The organism is Streptomyces mutabilis, assembly GCF_014649815.1.
GTDB lineage: Bacteria > Actinomycetota > Actinomycetes > Streptomycetales > Streptomycetaceae > Streptomyces > Streptomyces mutabilis.
Window position 1 is genome coordinate 51,534 of the sequence record NZ_BMTT01000007.1, and the last position, 22,497, is coordinate 74,030.

The 22,497-nt window shown below is 70.1% G+C and carries 22 protein-coding genes and 2 pseudogenes; 12 read left to right on the forward strand and 12 right to left on the reverse strand.

Going from position 1 to position 22,497, the window contains the following annotated elements:
• The first annotated feature begins 84 nt into the window (after positions 1–84).
• On the forward strand, positions 85–861 hold the full coding sequence (locus IE142_RS16740; RefSeq protein ID WP_229830576.1) for a DUF4231 domain-containing protein: 777 nt from the start codon (positions 85–87) through the stop codon (positions 859–861).
• 397 nt (positions 862–1,258) lie between these two features.
• Here IE142_RS16740 and IE142_RS16745 read toward each other — a convergent pair whose 3' ends face one another.
• From IE142_RS16745 to IE142_RS16770, 6 genes and pseudogenes are all read right to left on the reverse strand, one after another.
• On the reverse strand, positions 1,259–1,828 hold the full coding sequence (locus tag IE142_RS16745; RefSeq protein WP_229830580.1) for a DUF6262 family protein: 570 nt from the start codon (positions 1,826–1,828) through the stop codon (positions 1,259–1,261).
• The gene (locus IE142_RS16750; RefSeq protein WP_191886525.1) at positions 1,825–3,807 is read right to left on the reverse strand and encodes a tyrosine-type recombinase/integrase; all 1,983 of its coding nucleotides are present in this window, start codon (positions 3,805–3,807) and stop codon (positions 1,825–1,827) included. Before IE142_RS16750 ends, IE142_RS16745 begins: the two co-directional genes overlap by 4 nt.
• A gap of 515 nt (positions 3,808–4,322) precedes the next feature.
• Positions 4,323–5,465: a tyrosine-type recombinase/integrase gene (locus tag IE142_RS16755; RefSeq protein ID WP_229830582.1), complete on the reverse strand. Its 1,143-nt coding sequence runs from the start codon at positions 5,463–5,465 to the stop codon at positions 4,323–4,325.
• A gap of 97 nt (positions 5,466–5,562) precedes the next feature.
• Positions 5,563–6,054 (reverse strand): annotated as a pseudogene (locus IE142_RS16760) (DUF2637 domain-containing protein); the annotation flags it as partial.
• Between the two features lie 89 nt (positions 6,055–6,143).
• A complete protein-coding gene (locus IE142_RS16765) occupies positions 6,144–7,031 on the reverse strand; it encodes a DUF3558 family protein (protein ID WP_229830585.1) in 888 nt (295 codons plus the stop codon).
• Between the two features lie 117 nt (positions 7,032–7,148).
• Positions 7,149–8,027, reverse strand: coding sequence for a DUF3558 domain-containing protein (locus IE142_RS16770; RefSeq protein WP_191886526.1), 879 nt, complete (start codon positions 8,025–8,027; stop codon positions 7,149–7,151).
• 204 nt (positions 8,028–8,231) lie between these two features.
• Between IE142_RS16770 and IE142_RS16775 the strand changes: the two genes are divergently transcribed.
• Positions 8,232–9,425, forward strand: a complete 1,194-nt coding sequence (locus IE142_RS16775) for an RtcB family protein (RefSeq protein ID WP_191886527.1) — start codon at positions 8,232–8,234, stop codon at positions 9,423–9,425.
• A 12-nt stretch (positions 9,426–9,437) separates the two neighbouring features.
• On the opposite strand, the gene IE142_RS16780 is transcribed toward IE142_RS16775, so the two are convergent.
• Both IE142_RS16780 and IE142_RS16785 read right to left on the reverse strand, forming a co-directional pair.
• Entirely contained in the window at positions 9,438–10,217 is a 780-nt protein-coding gene (locus tag IE142_RS16780) for an SDR family NAD(P)-dependent oxidoreductase (RefSeq protein ID WP_191886528.1), read from the reverse strand.
• A gap of 54 nt (positions 10,218–10,271) precedes the next feature.
• A complete protein-coding gene (locus IE142_RS16785; RefSeq protein ID WP_043372042.1) occupies positions 10,272–10,610 on the reverse strand; it encodes a YnfA family protein in 339 nt (112 codons plus the stop codon).
• A 104-nt stretch (positions 10,611–10,714) separates the two neighbouring features.
• Between IE142_RS16785 and IE142_RS16790 the strand changes: the two genes are divergently transcribed.
• The 7 genes and pseudogenes from IE142_RS16790 (at position 10,715) to IE142_RS16820 (ending at position 17,373) form a co-directional block, all read left to right on the forward strand.
• Positions 10,715–11,824 (forward strand): LLM class flavin-dependent oxidoreductase, encoded by a 1,110-nt coding sequence (locus IE142_RS16790; RefSeq protein ID WP_191886529.1) that lies wholly within the window; start codon positions 10,715–10,717, stop codon positions 11,822–11,824.
• On the forward strand, positions 11,821–12,435 hold the full coding sequence (locus IE142_RS16795; protein ID WP_191886530.1) for a CE1759 family FMN reductase: 615 nt from the start codon (positions 11,821–11,823) through the stop codon (positions 12,433–12,435). The genes IE142_RS16790 and IE142_RS16795 overlap by 4 nt, the downstream gene beginning before the upstream one ends.
• Positions 12,436–12,496: 61 nt before the next feature.
• On the forward strand, positions 12,497–13,219 hold the full coding sequence (locus tag IE142_RS16800) for a response regulator transcription factor (protein WP_191886531.1): 723 nt from the start codon (positions 12,497–12,499) through the stop codon (positions 13,217–13,219).
• Positions 13,220–14,653, forward strand: coding sequence for a sensor histidine kinase (locus IE142_RS16805; protein WP_191886532.1), 1,434 nt, complete (start codon positions 13,220–13,222; stop codon positions 14,651–14,653).
• A 200-nt stretch (positions 14,654–14,853) separates the two neighbouring features.
• A pseudogene (locus tag IE142_RS16810) lies at positions 14,854–15,975 on the forward strand (IS630 family transposase).
• 88 nt (positions 15,976–16,063) lie between these two features.
• Positions 16,064–16,594, forward strand: a complete 531-nt coding sequence (locus IE142_RS16815; protein ID WP_229830588.1) for a S1 RNA-binding domain-containing protein — start codon at positions 16,064–16,066, stop codon at positions 16,592–16,594.
• A gap of 500 nt (positions 16,595–17,094) precedes the next feature.
• Entirely contained in the window at positions 17,095–17,373 is a 279-nt protein-coding gene (locus tag IE142_RS16820; RefSeq protein ID WP_191886534.1) for a heavy-metal-associated domain-containing protein, read from the forward strand.
• A 72-nt stretch (positions 17,374–17,445) separates the two neighbouring features.
• Here IE142_RS16820 and IE142_RS16825 read toward each other — a convergent pair whose 3' ends face one another.
• The 3 genes from IE142_RS16825 to IE142_RS16835 all read right to left on the reverse strand — a co-directional run bounded on the left by IE142_RS16825 (position 17,446) and on the right by IE142_RS16835 (position 19,340).
• Positions 17,446–17,952 carry a DUF4396 domain-containing protein gene (locus IE142_RS16825; RefSeq protein ID WP_191886535.1) on the reverse strand — a complete coding sequence of 169 codons (507 nt, stop codon included), beginning with the start codon at positions 17,950–17,952 and terminating at the stop codon, positions 17,446–17,448.
• 111 nt (positions 17,953–18,063) lie between these two features.
• Entirely contained in the window at positions 18,064–18,747 is a 684-nt protein-coding gene (locus tag IE142_RS16830) for a DUF305 domain-containing protein (protein ID WP_191886536.1), read from the reverse strand.
• Positions 18,748–18,887: 140 nt separating this feature from the next.
• Complete coding sequence (locus IE142_RS16835) at positions 18,888–19,340, reverse strand: DUF6153 family protein (RefSeq protein ID WP_440862272.1); 453 nt, start codon at positions 19,338–19,340, stop codon at positions 18,888–18,890.
• A 270-nt stretch (positions 19,341–19,610) separates the two neighbouring features.
• Between IE142_RS16835 and IE142_RS16840 the strand changes: the two genes are divergently transcribed.
• Complete coding sequence (locus IE142_RS16840) at positions 19,611–20,885, forward strand: APC family permease (RefSeq protein ID WP_191886538.1); 1,275 nt, start codon at positions 19,611–19,613, stop codon at positions 20,883–20,885.
• Positions 20,886–20,920: 35 nt separating this feature from the next.
• Here IE142_RS16840 and IE142_RS16845 read toward each other — a convergent pair whose 3' ends face one another.
• On the reverse strand, positions 20,921–21,304 hold the full coding sequence (locus tag IE142_RS16845) for an Rv3488 family transcriptional regulator (protein ID WP_229830590.1): 384 nt from the start codon (positions 21,302–21,304) through the stop codon (positions 20,921–20,923).
• A 310-nt stretch (positions 21,305–21,614) separates the two neighbouring features.
• Between IE142_RS16845 and crcB (IE142_RS16850) the strand changes: the two genes are divergently transcribed.
• The gene (gene crcB / locus IE142_RS16850; RefSeq protein ID WP_191886692.1) at positions 21,615–22,100 is read left to right on the forward strand and encodes a fluoride efflux transporter CrcB; all 486 of its coding nucleotides are present in this window, start codon (positions 21,615–21,617) and stop codon (positions 22,098–22,100) included.
• Positions 22,097–22,471 carry a fluoride efflux transporter CrcB gene (gene crcB / locus IE142_RS16855; protein WP_191886539.1) on the forward strand — a complete coding sequence of 125 codons (375 nt, stop codon included), beginning with the start codon at positions 22,097–22,099 and terminating at the stop codon, positions 22,469–22,471. The genes crcB (IE142_RS16850) and crcB (IE142_RS16855) overlap by 4 nt, the downstream gene beginning before the upstream one ends.
• Positions 22,472–22,497 lie beyond the last annotated feature (26 nt).

Here is a 22,497-nt window from a genome sequence, read left to right on the forward strand (position 1 = left end):
ACAGGGACAGGCGGCCGTGGGGCGGACCCCACTGGGCTGACGGAGGCACAGGAGCGCGCGCTCCAGCAGGAGTACCGCGAGAAAGTGAAGGCCTTCGACCAGCTCGAGGACGATCTCAGGGCTGCTCGGACGTTTCAGCGGATCTTCCTGCTGACAATGGTGGGCGCCATCGCTCTGGCGCTCCTGCTTGGATACACCGTCGTCGTGGGCTTGTGGAACGAGCAGCCGACCTTTACCAGATACGCCGGCTTGGTCATCGTGTTGGTGCTCTGGGTGGCCGCTGGGTGGGCACTTTGGAAGAACCGTAAGAAGATCGTCCTGGCCAACACGACGTTGCGGAACGCCTCACTGGACCGGCAGATTGCCGCAGCGAAGCTTCCGCTGGACTCGCCGTCGGGTCTAAGAATCTATCGCGAAGCCGCCCTTGATCTAATTGATCAGTATCGGAAAGGGGCCGCCAGAAACCGCCGGGTTCACAACTTCTTCCAGATCATCATCATCACGGGGTCGATCGTCACGTCGACGCTGACGGCGATGAACGAGGGCTCCAACTTGGCTCTGAGGATAATCACGTCCGCACTCAGTGCGTCAGTAGGTATCGCCGCTGGCATTACGGGTTACTTCAAGTTCCGTGAGCGGGGATACAACTTGCAGTCGACGGCCGATGAGATCGAGAAACACTACAACGCGTCGCAGTTCATGCTCGATGATTACGCTGGTACGGACCCGTCTCAGCCGCTCTCCGAGGCGGACCGGCTGAGGATGTTTGCGCGGTTCGTCGAGCGACTGAAGGAAGAGCAGCGTAAGCGAGAATTGCAGCTTGAGCAGCAAAGTTCTGCGCGAGAGGAGCGATCGGCTTAACGAAACCTTCAAGCTCGTGGTGTTGGTCGGCTGCTGGCACGGATCCGCTTGATCAGAGCGGGGCTGAATGGATCGACGCGCATGGCGGTCCGCTCCAGCAAGGGTGCTTTCCAGCGCCATCGCCACCGTCCATGGGCTTGGCGCATCCGGGCGCATCCGGGCGCGTTCGAGCGTCCAGGCTGCTTCCCATTGCAGCGCTGTCTGGTAGGTGAGGCTGGGGTTGTCCAGCGTCCACAGGTACATCCGCCGTGCCATGCGTGGGGCCAGGAGAAAGTGGATGAAGCGGACCGGGCTCTTTCTCGAGTGCATGCTTCCTCCGCTGAAGTCGGGTGCTCAGCACTGGCATGGTAGGGGGATCCTTCCTGCCGTGCCGGGCAGCCGTCGTCCGGACCTGCTCCTACGTGCTGCGCATCATCTTGCGCAGGCTCTGGCGGGCCGCGGTCAGGTCGTCCTCCAGGCCTTCGACCGTGGCGTGCAGCGCACGGTTGTCTGCTTGGGCCTGTTGGATGTCTCTGGTGAGCAACGCGTTCTCGCGGCTCAACTCATCTAGGCGGGCCATAAGTGCGCTGCTGTCGGTGCAATCCAGTTCTGCCCCGAGCTGGAGGCGTAGCCGTTCGCGAAGTCGGTTGCGCTCTTCGCGGAGCTCCTTGATCTGCTGCTGCGCGAGCGCGAGGTCGGTCTTGAGGCTGGCGTTGCTGACACGGCTCTGCGGCGGAACGGCGTCGATGCGTGCCTCGATGCCGTGTTGCTCCTGGTGACGGCGGGCGGCTTCGATGTGTTCGCGCAGTCCCGGCGAGTACGTGAGCCAGTTGGAGACGCCAGCCTCCTTAGCCACTCTGGCGAACGTGATCCTGGTTCCTGAGCTCTGTAGGGAGTCCAGAACCTCCAGCACGCGGCGGCGCTTGGCTTGGCTGTCGCGTTCACGTGCCGCCTTGAGAGCGGCCGTGCGGATGTCGTGGCTGTTCACTGGGGCTCCTCGCGTTGCTTGACCACTGTCAGCGGTAGGAGTGTGTGGGCCTGAGTCGCCCGCGACTTGCGGAGGATCTTGCTCGCTTCCTCGATCTGCTGCCTTTCGTCGTCAGGAAGCGCAGCGAGCTGGTCACGCATGGTGGTGGCCACCTCCTGGAAGCTGTCGATCTGAGCCCCGAGATTGGCCAGTACGAAGTCGGCTGCACCAATGGCGTCAGCGGTCTCACGGTCGGACTTCAGACTGCGTACGTGATCCTGGATGGCGGGAAGGTAGGACGGGTCGGGGCGGTAGAAGGTGCAGCCAGAGCATTGGAAACGGATGGGACAAGATCCGCCGCCGGCCTTGACGTTGGAGGGCTCGGTGCAGTTGCCGAACGGTACGGCGACCGACGCGATTTCGTACTTGGCCTGCGGGAGAGGTGCCGCCTGACCGGTGCGGTCCACCGCCAGGGGCGCGAGTGTGCGGATCGCCTCCCGCTTGCGTTTCAGGGTGACCTGGTAGTAGCCCATCGTGGTATTGACCGAGGCGTGATCCATGAGGTCGCGCAAGACATCGACGGGAACGCCGGCGTCGGCATGCCTCTGGGCATAGGTGTGGCGAAAGGCGTGGGCGGTGATCTGGGAACGGTCGAAGGGCAGAGGCTGCCCGTCCGGAACTGGGACGTCGCTGTCGATGCGGGGAAGCGTGTCGATCCAGGCACGTAGAGCCGCTGAGAGACTGTCCGCGCGGATGTGGCCCTTTCCACGGCCGGAGCCGTGCATGGCACTGGGGAAGAGCCACGGTCCGGCTCGCTCGGTCAGCGGGAGCTCGGCGCGGCGCTTTTCCCAGAAGGTGATCAGTTCCGCAGTGCTCTGAGGGATGGGCAGGCGGCGGCCGTTCCGCTTGGCTTTGTGGTTGTCATAGACCAACTGGTAGTGATCGTCTTTCTGCTCGACGCAGCCCACCTTGAGGCTGGCGACCTCGCCCAAGCGGCGACCGGTGTCGCGCAGGACGGCGTAGACGGTTTGGTGGAACAGCTCTGAGACGTCTTTTGGCCAGCCCCGGTGGGTGACCTCCACCAGGTGAAGCTGGGCGTCCAGTTGCTGAATGACGATGTCGGGCAAGGCTCGGCCGGCGTGCTCCTCATTGGCCTCGACGGGAGGGACACGGTGGTGGCGGGCCCTGCTGAAGGTACCGGGCACCTCGTCCATCAACCCGCTGGCGCGAGCGAAGTCCAGCACCACAAACCATGCTCTGACCAGCTTGTCCCGGGTGGCTGCCGCGCGGATGGATCCGTCCTTCTTCCGGGACTTCTTGATCGCATCGACTGCCGCCGTCATGTCCGCGGCGCCCAGACGTGAGGGGGCTTCGCCGCCTCCAGCTCGCTTCGCCAGCCCTTCAGACGCGGCCGAGAACGCCAGGAGGGCGGTGCGCAGGTCTTGCACGGTCGGGCGAACGGAGCGTGCCCATTCCATGACGAGCTTGCGCAGCCACGTCTGTCGGACGACACTCACCGCGTCATAGCGGCGGTGGGTCGCAGCCCACAGCCCCACGGCGGCTGCGTCCCATACGTCGCCCGCCATCGGATCGGCTCCTTCGTACTGCCGCCGAGCGCGCTCGACCATGCGCTGGATCTGGCCCAGCAAGGCACGTCCCGGGCTGCTGCCTTTCTCCTTGCCGAACCGCAGCGACGACATGTCCAAGCCGCACAGGGTGTCCACATCGGAGATCGCAGCGATGGCGAGCCGGACTGCGATCGGGCTGATGCTCAGCCCTTCGCGGTCGCGCTCCTGAAGACCGAAAAGCAGCTCATGGGCGGTGACGGGGTGCAGCCCTCCGCACCAGAACTGGTGAACCTGGAGGAATGGCCCGGTGGTGGCTGCCCACGCCAGAAGCTCGTCGTGAGCGCAGTTTCCGCGGTCGATCTCCCGTCTCCACCTTCCGTAGTGGGATGTGCACAGACGGAGCTGCTCCTGCTCGCGATCGCATCCACCCACCAGGCATTCGCCCTGGTGAAGCAGAGGCCGGGGCGCCGTCGCGCGTTGCCAGTCTTCGACGCGCAGCTCAGGACTCCGCTTCCGACGCTCGTTGAAGGCGGCTGCGTGGCCCGGGCACAGCCCGTGACTTACGGCCTCCCGCGCGCACTGCCCCGTAGGGTCAGTGACCAGGCATGGCTCGCGCTCAGACGTGCCGCGCACGCGCCTCTTCCGGGTCGGCTGGTAAGTGGCGTCGAACTCCTCGGCAGCGAGATCACTCCTCCGGGCCGCCACGCTGCAGGGTGAACACCGTCCGACACGACCAGGACAGGGAGCGCGGCAGGCGGCAACTTTGCACCGCGAGGCACCTGTGGCGTCGTTGTCCAGATCACCATTGAAGAACATCCGCTCGTGATCCCACTCACCCCGTCGCCAGTCGGGTTGCATGTGCTGGCGCAGCCACGCCAACCAGCGCTCTGCGGGGGCCTCAGGCACAGGCGACGGGGCCGAGAGCGGCGTAGAAGCGAGCACGCTCTTCATCGTGCTGTTACCTCTCTCCGGGCAGCCACGCGCTCAACAGCTTCCCGTTTCTCACGCTCGTTGGCGTGCAGGTAAACCGCGGTTGAAGCGGCCGAGACATGTCCCATCAGCTGCTGCACGACGTCGATCGGCACTCCCGCCCTGACCCAGGAGGTTGCGGCGGTGTGGCGCAACATGTGCGGGCGCACCACGAAGCCGCAACGCTGTGACAGCCGCTCGAACGCTGCCTTCGCCGCCTGGTAGGTCATCGCCTTGCCCAGGGGACGCTGGTAGAGATTGACGAAGACCAGGTCGTTTGCCTCTGCTTCGGCTAGCGCATCACGGTCAGTGCGGTAGGCCACGTACTCGGCGACGGTGGAGCCGTCAACCGGAATGACCCGGGGGTAGCGGGACTTGGCCAGGGCCTTGTTTTCGTTGTCCCGGCGATGGCGCACATGGATATGGGCTCCGGACACGCTGCAGCCCAGGGCGCGGGAGTCAGGCAGGAAATGCATGTCCTGCCTTCGCAGCCCCAGCGCCTCCCCGATGCGGATGCCGGTCGCCAGCATCAGCACCATCAGAAACCGGTCACGAACCGTTCGGCACCCGGCCACGGCCGTGGCGACCTGCTCCTCGGTTAGAGCCTCGTATGGCTTCTCCACCTCGCGCGACTTGATCGTCTTCGCGCGCACTGTTCGGAACTGTCCGCGCTCACCGGTATCGAAGCCCGGCGGCGGTGTAGCGAGGTAGCGCGGCTGGGACAAGCGATCCGCGACCTCCGGGGCTACCAGCTCATGGCGAGCGCAGTACCGCAGGTACTCCACCACTGCCGTGATCGTCGCGTTGACCGTCGCGCCGGAACGTGTCTTGCCCCGCTTGCCGACGGTGGATTCCAGCCAGAACCGGAAGCGCGCCATCGAGGCCAGCGTGACAGTTCTCCAGTCGACTGCGTACTCGGCGCACCACGTCAGGAACAGGGCGAGACGCCCCGCGTAAACCCTGATGGTGTTCACGGACCGGTCCGCGCCGTGCAGGAAGGTCAGGAAATCCGTCCCCTCCCGGTGGATCGCGAGCTGGGGATCGAGGATGACCCACCGGGTGCTGTGAGGATCGCTGGTGGGGCACAGGGCTCGTTCTGCTTGAAAGGTATCGGCGTTCATGCCGTACCTAACGTGACTCCCGCGTTGTAGATACTTGTGAGCCACGAACGAGTGACAAGACGTGCCGAATGTCCCTGGCAGGTCAGATTGGCATAGAGATATTCATGCGCCGCCACAGCAGGAAGGTCGGCCCCGGCGAGAGGATCCAGCGGGTGAGGCGGACGCCCTCCATGTGCTTGTCGGCGGTGATGTCCGCGATCCGCCCGATCGCGTGCCGGGCGGCCTCGACGGACACCACGAACAGCACCGGGATCACCCCGTGCATGCCCACACCCAGTGGGTCGGGCCAGGCCGCCGCGCCGTTGAACGCGATCGTCGCCGCCGTCAGCAGCCAGGCCGTCTGCCGCAGCAGCGGGAAGGGGATGCGGATCCAGGTCAGCAGCAGGTCGAGCGCCAGCAGTACGCAGATGCCCGCGTCGATGCCGATCGGGAAGACGTAGCTGAAGTTCCCGAAGCCCTTCTGCAGGGCCAGTTCCCGCACCGCCGCGTACGAACCCGCGAAGCCGATCCCGGCGATGATGACGGCGCCGAAGACGACCATGCCGATGAGAACGCGATGCGTCCGGGTCAGCTGTAGTGGCGCGGCCACCCGTACTCCCTTCCCAGTGCCGGTTGTTGCGCGCAACAGGGTGGCACATGTGTGCGGGGGACGGGTGGCCGGTGGGGCGGTACGGCCCGTCAGCTCCTCTTCGACGAGGACTTGCCCGACTGCGCATCCGAGTCGGAGTCGGAACCCGTGTCGGAGCCGGAGCCCGAACCAGAGCCCGAGCCGGCGCTCGACTCGGACGGCGAGGAACTCGACGAGCCGGCGCCGTTGGCCTTCATCACCGAGGCCACCGCCTCCTTGGCCGCCTTCTGCGCGTCCTTGCCCAGGTCGCCCGCGTCCGGCGTCTCGTCGCCCGCCAGGCCCGCGCCGTTGTAGTCGACCGTGACGACGACGTTCTCGACGCGCGCCACGACCGTCTGCTGCTTGAAGGTGCCTTCCTTCTTCTTCAGGTCGTAGCTGACGATCGCGGCCTCGTCGCCCGTGCGGCTCACCGGTGTCGTCTTCACGCCCTTCGCGTTCTCGGTGCTCTGGGCGTCCTGCAGCTGCTTCGTGTAGTAGTCCCGCGCCAGCTTGTCGCCCGCGCCGCGCGTCTGGTCCGACTCGAAGCGCAGCATCGACACACTCAGCCAGCGGAACTGGGAGCCCTTCACGCCGTTGTCGTCGAGGCTGTCCCAGGAGCAACCGCCGCGCGTCGCCGTGTCGTTCGAGGCGCCCTCCTTGCCGTCGTCGGCCTTCGGCACCAGCTCTTCCAGAGTCTTCTTCGCCAGCACCGAGCACGGCTCCGGAAGCTTCCCGTACGCCGCCGCCTGGACCGTCGGGGACGGCTTCGCGGACTCGGAGGCGGTCGGCTTCTGAGCCGCCTCGTCCTTGCCGGCGTCGGAGCCGGAGTCCGAGGAGCAGCCGGCTGCCACCAGCATCACGGGGACGGCGGCCGCGCAGACAAGGGCGCGGGTGAGTCGCTTCGCACGCTGATTCTGCTGGTCACGCTGGGCTCGTCGCTGCATGGTTCCTTCACTCATGGCACTCGTGGTTCCTGCGTTCGGAACGGGTCCGAGGGGTCACGGTACGCGGTGAGGAAACCGTGTGGTTCCTCTTCAGGTGCTTCACGCGCGGCCACAGGGAAGCCCTCGCCGCGCTCAGCCACCCAGTGAATCGGCCAGCTGAGAAGCCAGTTTCCGCGCCTTGTCCTGCATTTCCTCGCTGTCCGGCACGACTCCGAGCGTCGCCGACTGCTCCGCGTACTCGACGGTCACCACGACGTTCGACGTGCGGAACGCCACAGTCACCGTGCGCCGCTTCGCCGTGGAACCCGAGCTGCTCAGTTGGTCGTCCACGAACGCCTCGTCACCCAGGTCGTCGAGGAGCCGGGGCTGGAGTTCGGCGGGCGTGGCATCGGCGGAAGCGCTCGACGAGGGCGCGGTGGCCGAACCGGAACCCGAGGCGGCGGGGGCGGAGGGCGTGCCGCTCGGGCCGGCGGTCGATTCCCCGGACGACGGGGCGCCGGAGGAAGGGGACCCGGACGGGGACGAGGAGCCGGAGGCGGACCCGGAGCCCGAGGCCACCGGCTCGGGCAGGTCGGCCTCCTCCACCTGCTCCGCGAAGAGCTGCTCGGCCTCGCTGTCGTCGCTCACGGAGTTGTCGTACGACACGATCCGCTGGAGGTCCACGAAGAGGTGGTTGGTGGCGTCCGCCGACTCCACCTTCCAGCGGCAGCCCACCTTGCGGTCCGTGTCGTAGGCGAGCGTCGGCTCACCCGCGTACGCCTTCCGGCGCTGTTCCTCGTCCGCGATCTCCTTGATGCCCGGCAGCAGCGAGTCGAGCGCCTTGTCGCCGACCGCGCCGCACGGCTCGGGGAGGGTGCGGTACCTGCCGGGCTCGGCCGCCTCGGTCGCGACGCCGGGCCGGCCCGGGTTGGAGTCGTCCGCCGTGGCGCCGTCACCCGAGCCGCCGGTGCAGCCGGCCAGCAGCACCGCCAAGCAGACGGCGACGCCGGGTACGTAGGCCTTCCGCTGCACGGTGCGGCTCCTCTCGCCGGTGTGGCTGTGGTCGGTACTCCAGTGTCCCCGCTGGTTATTCGCTTGCCGCGCGGGGGCGCCCCCTGGAGACAATGTGTATCGCACGCGTCGCCGTGAACGCCGGTCAGCCGTCCCTTTGGCTGCCCTTGGCGCCGGTATTTCGCTTTGAGACTTCTGATTGTTTTCCGGGGGAATGAGGACGATATGTCGTACGTGGAGATGCCGGGCGCGAAGGTGCCGATCCGCATGTGGACCGACCCGGCGACGGTCGAGGAGGGCGCGCTCCAGCAGCTGCGCAACGTCGCGACCCTGCCGTGGATCAAGGGCCTCGCGGTCATGCCGGACGTGCACTACGGCAAGGGCGCGACGGTCGGGTCCGTGATCGCGATGCGGGGCGCGGTGTGCCCGGCGGCGGTCGGCGTGGACATCGGCTGCGGGATGTCGGCCGTGAAGACGTCCCTGACGGCCAACGACCTGCCGGGCGACCTGTCGCGGCTGCGCTCGAAGATCGAGCAGGCGATTCCGGTGGGGCGGGGGATGCACGACAGTCCCGTCGATCCGGGGCGCATCCACGGGCTCGCGACGGCCGGGTGGGACGACTTCTGGGGGCGGTTCGACGGGGTGGCGGAGGCGGTCAAATTCCGTCATGAGCGGGCCGAGAGGCAGATGGGAACGCTCGGAAGTGGCAACCATTTCGTCGAAGTTTGCACGGATACGAACGGTTCTGTGTGGCTCATGCTCCACTCCGGCTCCCGCAACATCGGCAAGGAACTCGCCGAGCACCACATCGGCATCGCCCGGAAGCTTCCGCACAACCAAGGTCTGATCGACCGCGACCTCGCTGTGTTCGTCGCGGACACCCCGCAGATGGCGGCTTACCGCAACGACCTGTTCTGGGCGCAGGAGTACGCGAAGTACAACCGCACGCTGATGATGGGGCTCCTCAAGGACGTGGTCCGCAAGGAGTTCAAGAAGGCCAAGCCGGTCTTCGAGCCGGAGATCAGCGCGCACCACAACTACGTGGCCGAGGAGCGCTATGACGGGATGGACCTGCTCGTCACCCGCAAGGGCGCGATCCGGGCCGGTTCCGGCGAGTACGGGATCATCCCCGGCTCCATGGGCACGGGTTCGTACATCGTGAAGGGACTGGGGAACGCCGAGTCCTTCAACTCCGCCTCCCACGGCGCCGGCCGGCGCATGAGCCGGAACGCCGCCAAGCGCCGCTTCTCCGCCAAGGACCTGGAGGAGCAGACGCGGGGCGTGGAGTGCCGCAAGGACTCCGGAGTCGTGGACGAGATCCCGGGCGCGTACAAGCCGATCGAGCAGGTCATCGACCAGCAGCGCGACCTGGTCGAGGTCGTGGCGAAGCTGAAGCAGGTCGTCTGTGTGAAGGGCTGACGCGGGGCGCCGCTACGCCTCCCGGTGCACCTTCGTGTTCGAGGCCTGGGCGCGGGGGCGGACCACCAGGAGGTCGATGTTGACGTGGGCGGGGCGGGTGACCGCCCATGTGATGGTGTCGGCGACGTCGTCGGCGGTCAGGGGGGCCGGGACGCCGGCGTAGACCTTGGCCGCCTTTTCCTCGTCGCCGCTGAAGCGGGTGAGGGCGAACTCGTCGGTCTTGACCATGCCGGGCGCGATCTCGACGACGCGGACCGGACGGCCGACGATCTCCAGGCGCAGGGTCTCGGCGAGGACGTGTTCGGCGTGCTTGGCGGCGACGTAGCCGGCGCCGCCCTCGTAGGTGGCGAAGCCGGCGGTGGAGGAGACGACGACCACCGTGCCGTCGCCGCTCGCCTCCAGCTTGGGGAGCAGTGCCTGGGTGAGGTTCAAGGTGCCGAGGACGTTCGTCTCGTACATGCGGCGCCAGTCCTCGGGGTCGCCGGTGGCCACCGGGTCGGCGCCGAGCGCTCCGCCGGCGTTGTTGACGAGGACGCCGATCGTCTTGAAGGCGGTGGCGAACTCGTCGACGGCCGCGCGATCGGTGACGTCCAGCGGGTAGGCCGTGGCCTTGTGGCCGGCCGCCTGGATCTCCTCCGCCAACGCCTCGATGCGGTCCTTGCGGCGGGCGGTGAGGACGACGCGGTACCCGGCGGCGGCGAGCTGCCGGGCCGTGGCGGCGCCGATGCCGCTGCTCGCACCGGTGACGACGGCGATGCGGGAGGCGGCGGACGGGGCGGCTGCGGTGGCCATGGGCTGCTCCTGTTGCGTGACGGGTGCGGTGCGGACGGTCGCCGACCAGGGTAGTCAGCCGCCGTTGCGGGGCGCCCACATGATCACGGCCATCCCCGCGAGGCAGACCAGTGCTCCGGTGATGTCCCAGCGGTCGGGGCGGTAGCCGTCCGCGACCACGCCCCACAGGATGGAGCCGGCCACGAAGATCCCGCCGTACGCGGCGAGGATGCGGCCGAAGTGGGCGTCGGGCTGGAAGGTGGCGACGAAGCCGTAGGCGCCGAGGGCGAGGACCCCGCCGGTGGCCCACAGCCAGCCGCGCTGTTCGCGCACGCCCTGCCAGACCAGCCAGGCGCCGCCGATCTCGAAGAGGGCGGCGACGACGAAGAGGGCGGCGGAGCGGAGGACCAGCATGGGGGCAGCTTGGCACGGGGAGGAACGGGGGGCGGAATAACGTCCGGGGGTCCACCGTTCCACGAGTATAGTTGAACCGTCAACAACTCGGAGGTTGAGCGACCATGCAGTTCGGCATCTTCACCGTCGGCGACGTCACCCCGGACCCGACCACGGGCCGGACGCCGACGGAACGTGAGCGGATCAAGGCCATGGTCGCCATCGCGCTGAAGGCCGAGGAGGTCGGCCTGGACGTCTTCGCGACCGGCGAGCACCACAACCCGCCCTTCGTGCCCTCGTCCCCGACCACGATGCTCGGCTACATCGCGGCCCGCACCGAGAAGCTGATCCTGTCCACCTCCACCACCCTCATCACCACGAACGACCCGGTGAAGATCGCCGAGGACTTCGCGATGCTCCAGCACCTGGCCGACGGCCGGGTGGACCTGATGATGGGGCGCGGCAACACCGGGCCGGTGTACCCGTGGTTCGGCAAGGACATCCGCGAGGGCATCAACCTCGCGGTCGAGAACTACGCCCTGCTGCACCGCCTGTGGCGCGAGGACGTCGTGAACTGGGAGGGGAAGTTCCGCACCCCGCTGCAGGGCTTCACGTCCACGCCCCGCCCGTTGGACGGAATCGCGCCGTTCGTCTGGCACGGCTCGATCCGCTCGCCGGAGATCGCCGAGCAGGCCGCGTACTACGGCGACGGCTTCTTCCACAACAACATCTTCTGGCCCGCCGACCACACCAAGCGCATGGTCGAGCTGTACCGCAACCGCTACGCCCACTACGGGCACGGCACCCCGGAGCAGGCGATCGTCGGCCTGGGCGGGCAGGTGTTCATGCGGAAGAACAGCCAGGACGCGGTGCGCGAGTTCCGCCCGTACTTCGACGTCGCCCCCGTCTACGGGCACGGGCCGTCGCTGGAGGACTTCACCGCGCAGACGCCGCTCACCGTGGGCTCGCCCCAGCAGGTGATCGAGAAGACGCTCGCCTTCCGCGACTACGCCGGTGACTACCAGCGCCAGCTGTTCCTGATGGACCACGCAGGACTGCCCCTGAAGACCGTCCTGGAGCAGCTCGACCTGCTCGGCGAGGAGGTCGTACCGGTACTGCGCGAGGAGTTCGCCAAGAACCGCCCGGCGAACGTGCCGGACGCCCCCACGCACGCCTCCCTGCTGGCCACCGCCCGCAAGGAGCGCGAGGACCGACAGGAAGGAGTACGGGCATGAAGCTCGTCGTCGTCTCGGCGGGACTGAGCGTCCCGTCCGCCACCCGGCTGCTCGCCGACCGCCTGGCCGCCGCCACCGCCGACCGGGCACCGGCCGAGGTCCAGGTGGTCGAGCTGCGTGACCTCGCCGTGGAGATCGCCCACACCTTCACGAACGGCTTCCCGGGCCGCAACCTCGCCGCCGCCTTCGACGCGGTGGCGGCGGCCGACGGCCTGATCGCGGTCACGCCGGTGTTCTCCGCGTCGTACAGCGGGCTGTTCAAGTCCTTCTTCGACGCGCTGAGCGTCACCGACGAGAACGCCCTCGCCGGGAAGCCGGTGCTGATCGGCGCGACCGGGGGCACGGCCCGGCACTCCCTGGTCCTGGACCACGCCCTGCGGCCGCTCTTCGCCTACCTCAGGGCCGTCGTCGTCCCGACCGGCGTGTACGCCGCCTCGGAGGACTGGGGCGCCGAGGGCCTGGACGGGCGGATCGCGCGGGCGGCCGCCGAGCTGGCCACGCTGTCGGGCGGGCTGTCGGCGGCCCCGGAACCGGCCGGGAAGCCGGCGGACGACGCCGTCGAGGTCGTCCCCTTCGAGGAACGCCTCGCGGCGCTGCGGCCCGCAGGGTGAGAACCCGGTGAGAACCCCGGCCGTCCGGTCGTGGGCCCGATCGCCTTGGCAGACTGGACGCGTGCCCCGGACTGTTCTGCTCGCCGAAGACGACCGCGCGATCCGGCACGCCCTGGAGCGTGCCCTCACCCTGGAGGGCTACCGGGTCACCGCGGTCGCCGACGGCACCGAGGCGCTGGCCCAGGCGCACAGCGGCCGGCCGGACGTGCTCGTGCTGGACGTGATGATGCCGGGCATCGACGGCCTCCAGGTCTGCCGGGAGCTGCGCGCCGAGGGCGACCCCACGCCGATCCTGATGCTGACGGCGCTGGTGGAGACCGCCGACCGGATCGCGGGCCTGGACGCGGGCGCCGACGACTACGTGGTGAAGCCCTTCGACGTCGAGGAGGTCTTCGCCCGGCTGCGCGCCCTGCTGCGCCGCACCGACCGTGAGGAGACGGACACCGCCTCCCCGGGGGCGGACCCGGAGCGCGAGCCGGACGCCCGCTACCTGGAGGCGGCCGGGCTGCGCATGGACCCGCAGGCCCGCCGCGCCTGGCGGGACGAGCGCGAGCTGGAGCTGACCCGCACCGAGTTCGAGCTGCTGGAACTGCTGGTGCGCAACGCGGGCATCGTGCTCGACCACGCCACGATCTACGACCGCATCTGGGGCTACGACTTCGGGCCCGGCTCCAAGAACCTCGCCGTCTACGTCGGCTACCTGCGCCGCAAGCTGGACCAGCCGGGCGCGCCGCAGCCGATCCAGACCGTGCGCGGGGTGGGTTACGTGCTGCGGGAGGACTGAGTGGGCCCCTCCCCGCTCGGGCGCCGGCCCCGGCTGCTGTCGCTGCGGACGACGTTCGCGGTGTCGTTCGCGGCGGTCACCGCCGTGGTCACGGTCCTGGTCGGGGTGCTGTCGTACAACGCGGCGGCCCGGCTGGTGCGGGTGGACCAGGAGTCCGTCTTCGCGCAGGTCGTGCAGGACCTGCGGGCCGAGGTGCGGGAGCGGCGGATGTCGCCCGGCGACTTCTCCTCCTCCGCGCCGGGCCACGAGATCGTCCGCCCGGCCCGCACCGACGTGCAGGTCCTAGGGCCGGACGGTGAGGTCTCCGACTCGGCCGTTCCGCGACTGCCGGTCACCGACGCCGACCGGCGGAGGGCCCACGCCGCCGCGGCCGGGCGGACGGTCGAGCACGAGGACGTCGGCGTCGGCGACGACGTCTTCCGTGTCGCGACGGTGTCCCTGGGCGGCGGCCGGGGCGCCGTGCAGGTGGCGCAGGAGTTCAGCGACACCGAGGACCTGCTGCGGGCGCTGCAGCGGCGGACGCTGCTGCTCATGGCCGCGGTGGTGACGGCCGCCGGGCTGTTCGGCTGGTGGCTGGCGCGGCGCATGACCCGGCGGTTGGTGCTCCTCACCTCCGCCGCCGAGGACGTCGCCCGTACTCGCCGGCTCGGTGTCGAGGTGCCGGTCACCGGCCCCGACGAGGTGGGCCGCCTGGGCCGCGCCATCGACCTGATGCTGGTCCGCCTCGCCCAGTCGGAGGAGGACCAGCGGCGTCTGGTCCAGGACGCGGGCCACGAGTTGCGGACGCCGCTGACCTCGCTGCGGACGAACATCTCGCTGTTGCGCAGGATGGACGAGCTGCCGCCCGGCGCACGCGAGGAACTCGTCGCCGACCTGGGCCAGGAGGCCCGCGAGCTGACCGACCTGGTCAACGAACTGGTCGAGCTGGCCGCCGGGCAGTCCGCCGGTGAGCCCCCGCAGCGGGTCGACCTGGCCCGGATCGCCCGCGACGTGGCGAGCCTTGCCCGGCGCCGTACCGGGCGGGAGATCGGGGTGAGCGTCCGGGGCGAGACGGTGACGGAGGGCCGGCCCGCGATGCTGACCCGTGCGCTGTCCAACCTGGTGGAGAACGCCGCGAAGTTCGACCCGGGCGGAACCGGCCCCATCGAGGTCGCCGTCGCCGGGCCGGCCCTGGAGGGCCCGGTCCGCGTCGAGGTCCGCGACCGCGGACCGGGCATCGCCGAAGCCGATCTGACCCGGGTCTTCGACCGCTTCTTCCGCACCGCCGGCGCCCGCTCCCGGCCCGGTTCCGGCCTCGGGCTGTCCATCGTGCGGGAGGTGGCACTGGCGCACGGGGGAGCGACGTTCGCCTTCCGGAGGGACGGAGGCGGGTCGGTGGTCGGGTTCACGGTGGGCGGGTGGCCCGCGGGGGGCCGGGTCGGGGACGGTGACTGAGGGCAGGGCGTCCCTAGTGACGGGGCGCTACTGGTGGCGGGGGTTCGGGGCGTCCGTGGTGACCTGAGGCGCCGTCGCCGGAAAGGCCGTGGTCACTGGTCGTGCCGTAGCCGCTAGTGCTCTGGCCGCATAGGTTGGCCGGTTTGGTGATCGCGGCGGTTGGATGGGGGGTGACGTCCGTTCTGACCGCTGGAGGTGCGATGGCCGAGCCTGTTCGTGTGCGCAGACTGACCGACCAGGAAGGGCAGAAACTGCAGCAGATCGTGCGCCGGGGCAGCACCAACTCGGTGCGCTACCGGCGCGCGATGATGCTGCTGGCCTCGGCCGGCGGGAACCGGGTGCCCGTGATCGCCCAGCTGGTGCAGGCTGACGAGGACACCGTCCGGGACGTGATCCACCGGTTCAACGAGATCGGCCTGGCCTGCCTGGACCCTCGGTGGGCGGGAGGCCGTCCCCGCCAGCTCAGCCCTGACGACGAGGACTTCGTCATCCAGACGGCCATCACCCGCCCGACCAAACTCGGCCAGCCCTTCACCCGCTGGTCCCTGCGCAAGGTCGTCGCCTACCTGCGCAAAGCCCACGGTCACGTGATCCGGATCGGCCGCGAGGCGTTACGCTGCCTGCTCGCCCGCCGCGGCGTGACCTTCCAGCGCACCAAAACGTGGAAGGAATCCCCGGACCCTGACCGCGAGGCGAAGCTGGACCGGATCGAGGAGGTCCTCGACCGCTTTCTCGACCGGGTCTTCGCCTTCGACGAGTTCGGCCCACTCGGGATCCGTCCCACCGCGGGCTCGGGCTGGGCCGAGCAGAAGCGCCCCGACCGGCTGCCCGCCACCTACCATCGCACCCACGGCGTGCGGTACTTCCACGGCTGCTACTCGGTCGGCGACGACACCCTGTGGGGCGTCAACCGCCGCAGAAAGGGCGCCGCCAACACGCTGGCCGCGCTGAAGTCGATCCGTGCCGCCCGACCCGACGGCGCCCCGATCTACGTGATCTAGGACAACCTGTCCGCCCACAAAGGTGCCGACATCCGTCGCTGGGCGGGGAAGAACAAGGTCGAGCTGTGCTTCACCCCGACCTATGCATCCTGGGCGAATCCGATCGAAGCCCACTTCGGACCGCTGCGGCAGTTCACCATCGCCAACTCCCACCACCCCAACCACACCGTCCAGACACGGGCCCTGCACGCCTACCTGCGCTGGCGCAACGCCAACGCCCGCCACCGTGACGTCCTGGCTGCCGAACGCAAGGAACGCGCCCGCATCCGCAGCGAGAAAGGCATCCGCTGGGGCGGACGTCCTCTCAAGACCGCAGCGTGAGCGCACTTCCTACCCACTGCGCAGCTCCTCGTGAAAGGCTTGGAGCATGATGGGTGGACCGTCTGAGAACCCAGAACTCTGGGCATTCTTGGAGTCACTGCGCCGCGGCGAGTTCCTTTCCGGCACCGTCACAGCGATCGAACAGTTCGGAGTGTTCGTGGCGCTGGATGACGGACCCGACCACCCGGTCTTCCCCGGCGTCGGGTTCATCTCCTTCGCTGAACTGTCCTGGCGCCGCTTCGAGGCAGCCACCGACGTCGTGCAGGTCGGGCAGCGCGTCTCATGCGAGTTCCTGCAGTTCGACACATGGAACCTGGAGGCCAGACTGTCCTTGAAAGCCACACAGCCGGACCCCTTTCAGGTATTCGCCGACACCATCGCGGTGGGGCAGAAACTGCCTGGTCGGGTCACCGCGCTGATCCCATTCGGCGTCTTCGTCCAGGTCGCCGACGGGATCGAGGGACTGGTTCACCTGCGCGAGCTCGCCTGGACACCGGTGGAGACTCCAGCAGATGTCGTCCAGGTCGGTGACGAGATCACGGTGGTCGTCACCGAAATCGACCCAGAGCGACGCAGGCTATCCCTCTCCCGACGGCAAAGCTCATCCGCCGGCGTGTGACGCGTTGCGTTCCTGCTCGACGGTTCCCTTGCGAGAGTGCTCCTGAACGTCTGCTCAGCCAAAGGAAGACATACGCCCCAGGCCGGTGAACCTTTGCGGTCACAGCACTAGCCGCCGGTGGTGCACCTGACGTGCCGTCGGTCGTGCCACCCGGCAGGCCGTCGGTCGTGCCGTAGGCGCCGTCCGTCCCGTCGGACGAGTCGTCGTCGGTCCCGCCGGGTCCCCGCTGAAGGCGCCGCCCAGCGTGCCGCAACGTCGAAGCCGCCGGAGGACGACACCGTGTCGCCGCCGCCGGCCGTGCCGAAGGCGACGACGAGGACCGCTGCCAGGAGGAACGGGGCGCCGACGGCGACCAGCGCCCGGTCGCGGATCCGTCCTGGCGCGGGCGCGAGGCCCGGGGCGGGGCAAAAACCGGTGTCGCGGGTACCCCCTAGGGGTATACATTAGAGGCGTCCACTGTACCCCTGGGGGGTACCGCCGATCGTTTGTCCGGAGGAACCATGTCCTGCTGCACTCCTGACGGCAGCTGCTCCACCGCCGCCACCACCGCCACGGCCGCCGAGGGTGTCACCACCGTGTACGCCGTCTCCGGCATGACCTGCGGACACTGCGAGGCCACGCTCACCGAGGAGATCGGCGCCCTGGACGGCGTACGGGCGGTCGAGGTCGACCGCGGGGCGGGCCGGGTCTCCGTCACCACCGCGGGTGAGCCCGACGACGCGCTGCTGGCCCGGGTCGTCGACGACGCCGGGTACGAGCTCACCGGTCGCGCGGTCTGAGGGGCCCGACCCGCACAGAAGCCGGGCCCGCTCCCGGGCCCGGCTTCCTCGTCCGGCGACGCGGCGGTCGGGTCAGTGGTAGGCGTGGACCACGGCGTGGCCCTTGCCGCGGCCGATCATCCACTTGTTGACCGGCGTGGTGATCAGGAACGCCACGGCGAACCCGCCGATCAGCGCGTACCAGAACAGTCCGTCCGACAGGTGTGCGTCCAGCGCCCCCGGCGTCAGCGCGATGATGCCGTTGTCGACCAGCTCCATCACCGCGATGGACACGGTGTCGGCGGCCAGCGCCACCTTCACCGCGGCCTTCAGGGACACTCCCGCGCGGACCACGGCGAAGAGGGTGAAGGAGTAACCGAACACGAAGGCGAGGGAGATCGCCAGGATCATCGTCGGCGCGTTGCCCCACATGAGGGCCGTGCCGATGACCATGCCGAGGATCTCGCCGATGGCGCACCCGGTGAGGCAGTGCAGGGTCGCCCGCACCGCCGTCGCCCAGGTCGCGCCGTGCGCGGTGCCGGAGTGGTGCCCCCGGTGCGCGGGGGTGTGCTGCTCCTGGCGCGTGTGGTGATGCTCCATGACCGTTCAACCCCAATCGACGTCCCGTGGGGCGGGGTGGGCCCCACGGGCGGGAACCATATACCCCCTAGGGGTATTCCGTACTCCCGTGACGGATGCCTTGGCGGCGGATCATCCCTTGCCGAGCAGCCGCTTCATGCGCTCGATCTCGGCGCTCTGGGACGTGATGATCTCTCCGGCCATCCTCTTGGCCGGCGCGTGCGCGCCGTCGGCCTGCTCGGCCCTCGCCATCGCGACCGCGCCTTCGTGATGCCTGATCATCAGCTCCAGGAAGGCGGTGTCGAACGCCTCGCCCGAAGCGTTTTCGAGCCCACGCATCTCCCGGTCCGTCATCATGCCGTCCATGCCCTCCATGCCCTCCATGCCGTCCATGCCGTGCGTGGAGTGGTCCATGGCGGCGCCGTCGGCGGGCACCTCCTCGCCCCACGACGTGAGCCAGCCGGACAGTGTCCTGATCTCCGGGTCCTGGGCCTTCTTGATCTCTGCGGCCAGCTTCTCGACCTCGGGGGACCCCGCCCGCTCGGGCGCGAGGTCGGCCATCTCGACGGCCTGGCGGTGGTGGGGGACCATCCCCTTCGCGAAGGCAACGTCGGCGGCGTTGTGCCGGCCCTGCGAGTCGGGCGCGGAGGCCGAGGCCGAGGGTGAAGCGGAGGCCGAGCCGTTGTGGCCGCCGTGTCCGGCGGAACCGCCGGTGTCGCCGTCGTCGGCTCCGCCACAGGCGGCCAGGACCATTGCCGCCGCGCCGGCGGTGACTGCGGCGGCGGTACGGCGTACGAGGGAACGCTTGCGCTTCATAATGGTGCGACTCCTTCCCGCGCGCCGTTCGCGGCGCGCGGTCGAGCGGATGTGAGGGCGTGCGGCGGCACGGCACCCGTCACCCGGTGGAAGCCGGGACAGCCGGAGATCACCGGTGCGTGGGATGCCGTGCGGCCGCTCTATATCCGCAGGAGCTGGAGTTCGGAGAGGTCGGGCGGCCCCCGCACGTCCCCGGGCGCTCGCACGGCCGCCACGGCGGGCGAAGCGGCGGCCGGTGCGTCGGAGGCGGCGCCGGTAAGGGCCGGCGGCGTGTAGGCGGAGGCGGTCCCGGTGGCCGCGCACGTCCCGTCGGCGTGAACGACATGACCCGTTCCACCGTCCGTGTGCGCGCAGGCCCGATCCGCGTACGGCGCACCGTCGGTGCCGTACGTCTGCCGCGCACCGTCCGTGCCGTGTGCACCGAACGCTTGCGGCGCATCGTCCGTCCCGGGTGCTCTGCCCTCGTGCGGTACACCGTCCACGGCGCTCATCGCCCGCACGCGTCCGGGGTCCGTGTGTCCGGGGTCCGCGTGTCCCGTCGGCACCCCGGGGGCCAGGCCGTGCATGCCGAGCAGGCCGGCCAGTACCGCCATCACCAGCAGCGTGAGCAGCCGCCCGGCCGGGCGGCTGATCGACGGCGCGCTTCTGGTCACGCAAGCCATGCTACGGGTCCGGGCCGGGAAGCACGCGGCGGCCGGCGGGCACTCCGCCGCGGCCGGTCCCGAGGGGGGAAGTCCGAGAGGAGAGGGGGAACGACGTACTGGTTCGGCACCGGAAGTTCACCGTCGAGTCGTGCGGCTCCTATATCGTCAGCCGATATCGGGGGCCGTAAGACATGGGGCCGGGCCGTGAGGAGTGGGCCGATGGGTGAGTCTTCGACCGCCACGGGAACGCCGGACGAGCTGCGGCGGCGGCTGGGCGTGTCCGACGCCGTGACGATCGGGCTGGGCTCGATGATCGGCGCGGGCATCTTCGCGGCCCTCGCCCCGGCCGCCCGCGCGGCCGGCTCCGGGCTCCTGATCGGGCTGGCGGTGGCCGCCGTGGTGGCGTACTGCAACGCCACCTCGTCCGCCCGGCTCGCCGCCCGTTACCCGGCCTCCGGCGGAACCTACGTCTACGGCCGGGAACGCCTCGGGCCGTTCTGGGGCCACCTCGCCGGCTGGGCCTTCGTCGTGGGCAAGACCGCCTCCTGCGCGGCCATGGCCCTGACCGTCGGCGCGTACGTCTGGCCCGGCCAGGCGCACGCCGTCGCGGTCGCCGCGGTGGTGGCGCTGACCGCGGTGAACTACGCCGGGGTGCAGAAGTCGGCGTGGCTGACCCGCGCGATCGTCGCCGTGGTCCTGGCGGTGCTCGCCGCCGTGGTGATCGCGTCCCTCGGTTCCGGCGCCGCGGACCCGGCACGCTGGGACGTCGGGGGCGACGCCACCGCCGGCGGGGTGCTGGAGGCGGCGGGCCTGCTGTTCTTCGCCTTCGCCGGGTACGCGCGCATCGCCACCCTGGGCGAGGAGGTCCGCGACCCGGCCCGCACCATCCCCCGCGCCGTTCCGCTCGCGCTGGGCATCGCGCTCGCCGTGTACGTCCTCGTGGCACTCGCCGTCCTGTCGGTGCTCGGCCCCGAGGGGCTGGCGGAGTCCGCCGCTCCGTTGGCGGACGCCGTACGGGCCGCGGGCGCCGACTGGCTGGCACCGGTCGTGCGGGCGGGAGCCGCGGTGGCCGCGCTCGGCTCGCTGCTGGCACTGATCCTCGGCGTCTCGCGCACCACCCTGGCCATGGCCCGCGACCGGCACCTGCCGCACGTGCTGGCCGCCGTCCACCCGCGGTTCGAGGTCCCGCACCGTGCCGAGCTGCTGGTCGGCGCCGTGGTGGCCGTGCTCGCCGCGACGACGGACCTGCGCGGGGCGATCGGCTTCTCGTCCTTCGCGGTCCTCGCGTACTACGCCGTCGCCAACGCCGCCGCGTGGACGCTGACCCCCGGGGAGGGCCGCCCGCGGCGCGCGGTTCCGGCGGCCGGGCTCGCGGGCTGTCTGCTGCTGGCGTTCACCCTGCCGGTCTCCTCCGTGATCTCCGGGGCGGCGGTGCTCGCCGTGGGCGTCACCGCGTACGGCGTCCGCCGCGCGCTCGCCTCCCGCGGCGCGTAGCCACGTCGGGCCCCCGGCGCGGCGCCCAGCCGGCCTCAGGTCCCCGGCCGGCACGCAGCCACGTCAGTCCCCGGCGCGCGGCCGGGTCGGGGCCGCTCGTCGCCGAGCACCTCGCGGGCCAGCTCCTCCAGGGCCCTGCGGGCCTCGGCGAGGGCCGCCCTCCCCGCCTCGGTCGCCCGATAGACGCGGCGCGTGCGGCCGTCCACCACGCGCTGCTCCGAGGTGAGCAGTCCGTCCGCCTCCAGGCGATGCAGCGTCGGGTACAGGGTGCCGGGACTGATCCGGTACCCGTGCCGGACCAGTTCGCCGGTCATCCATGCGCCGTGGATCTCCTCCCGGGCCGCGTGGTGCAGGATGTGCAGCCGCACCGCGCCCCGCTGGAACTCCCGCACCCGGCCCACCTCCGGCAGTGACGACACCGATATCGGACATCGAGTCTACGAGGCCCGGGGCGCCCGGCCCGGGCCTCGCGCGGGCGAGCTGGGCTACCCTGGGGCGGCAGCGGCCGGCCCGGTCCGGGCGGTCGCGCGGCGGTGGGGCTCGCCGTACCCGAACCGCGGCACCGACGCCGCCAACAGTCCCTACTGGTGACCAGGACCGTCCGCATGCCCGGGCGGCCGCACGAGTAGGAGAGCCGCGTTGCCGAAAGCTCCTCGCAAGCCCCGCGCCGCGAGCCACGACAGCCCCGAACTCGTCGAACCCGCAGAGGCGGTCGACTCCTCGGAGGTGATCGACTCCTCCGAGCCGATCGCCCCCTCGGAGCCCATCGACCCCGACATCGACCTGTCGGTGCCCGCCCAGCGGCGCGAACTCGTCGACGGACAGGCCCCCGTCCTCGCGGCGGTCGCGGTCGGCGGCGCCCTGGGTGCCGCGGCCCGCTACGGCGCCTCGCTGCTGTGGCCCACGGCGGCCGGTGCCTTCCCCTTGACCACCTTGCTGGTCAACGTGACCGGTTGCGCGGTGATCGGCGTCTTCATGGTGCTCATCACCGACGTATGGGCCGCCCACCGGCTGGTACGCCCCTTCTTCGGCACCGGCGTCCTGGGCGGATTCACCACCTTCTCCACCTACGCCGTGGACGTCCAGCACCTGATCGGCTCCGCCGAGGCCGGCACGGGCCTGGCCCACCTGGCCGCCACCGTCATCGCCGCCCTCGCGGCGGTGTGGTGCTCGGCGAGCCTCACCCGCCGCCTGATCTCCCGGAGGCAGAAGTGAACTGGCTGCTCGTCATGGCCGGTGCCATGGCCGGGGCACCGCTGCGGTACCTGGCCGACCGCGCGCTCCAGACCCGGCACGACGGCGTCTTCCCGTGGGGCACCTTCACGGTCAACGTCGTCGGCTGCCTGATCCTCGGCACGCTCGCCGGCGCGGCCACCCACGGCGCCGCCTCCGACTCGCTCCAGCTGCTGGTCGGCACCGGGTTCTGCGGAGCGCTGACCACCTACTCCACGTTCTCCTACGAGACTGTGCGGCTGGCCGAGAAGGGCGCGAGGTTCCTCGCCGCCGCCAACGTCGTCGCCGGGGTCGTCGCCGGCCTGGGCGCCGCCTTCCTCGGAGCCGCCGTCGCGGACGCCGTGTGGGGCTGACCCGTTCGCCGGGTACGGCGAGAGGG

What these genes read in the sequence shown, in the direction of transcription:
- IE142_RS16785 (WP_043372042.1), bottom strand. Translation starts at nt 10,610, where the DNA reads ATGCTGGTCCTCCGCTCCGCCGCCCTCTTCGTCGTCGCCGCCCTCTTC.
- IE142_RS16820 (WP_191886534.1), top strand. Translation starts at nt 17,095, where the DNA reads ATGTCCTGCTGCACTCCTGACGGCAGCTGCTCCACCGCCGCCACCACC.
- IE142_RS16795 (WP_191886530.1), top strand. Translation starts at nt 11,821, where the DNA reads ATGAAGCTCGTCGTCGTCTCGGCGGGACTGAGCGTCCCGTCCGCCACC.
- IE142_RS16780 (WP_191886528.1), bottom strand. Translation starts at nt 10,217, where the DNA reads ATGGCCACCGCAGCCGCCCCGTCCGCCGCCTCCCGCATCGCCGTCGTC.
- IE142_RS16775 (WP_191886527.1), top strand. Translation starts at nt 8,232, where the DNA reads ATGTCGTACGTGGAGATGCCGGGCGCGAAGGTGCCGATCCGCATGTGG.
- IE142_RS16755 (WP_229830582.1), bottom strand. Translation starts at nt 5,465, where the DNA reads ATGAACGCCGATACCTTTCAAGCAGAACGAGCCCTGTGCCCCACCAGC.
- IE142_RS16840 (WP_191886538.1), top strand. Translation starts at nt 19,611, where the DNA reads ATGGGTGAGTCTTCGACCGCCACGGGAACGCCGGACGAGCTGCGGCGG.
- IE142_RS16765 (WP_229830585.1), bottom strand. Translation starts at nt 7,031, where the DNA reads ATGAGTGAAGGAACCATGCAGCGACGAGCCCAGCGTGACCAGCAGAAT.
- IE142_RS16825 (WP_191886535.1), bottom strand. Translation starts at nt 17,952, where the DNA reads ATGGAGCATCACCACACGCGCCAGGAGCAGCACACCCCCGCGCACCGG.
- IE142_RS16790 (WP_191886529.1), top strand. Translation starts at nt 10,715, where the DNA reads ATGCAGTTCGGCATCTTCACCGTCGGCGACGTCACCCCGGACCCGACC.
- IE142_RS16835 (WP_440862272.1), bottom strand. Translation starts at nt 19,340, where the DNA reads ATGGCGGTACTGGCCGGCCTGCTCGGCATGCACGGCCTGGCCCCCGGG.
- IE142_RS16830 (WP_191886536.1), bottom strand. Translation starts at nt 18,747, where the DNA reads ATGAAGCGCAAGCGTTCCCTCGTACGCCGTACCGCCGCCGCAGTCACC.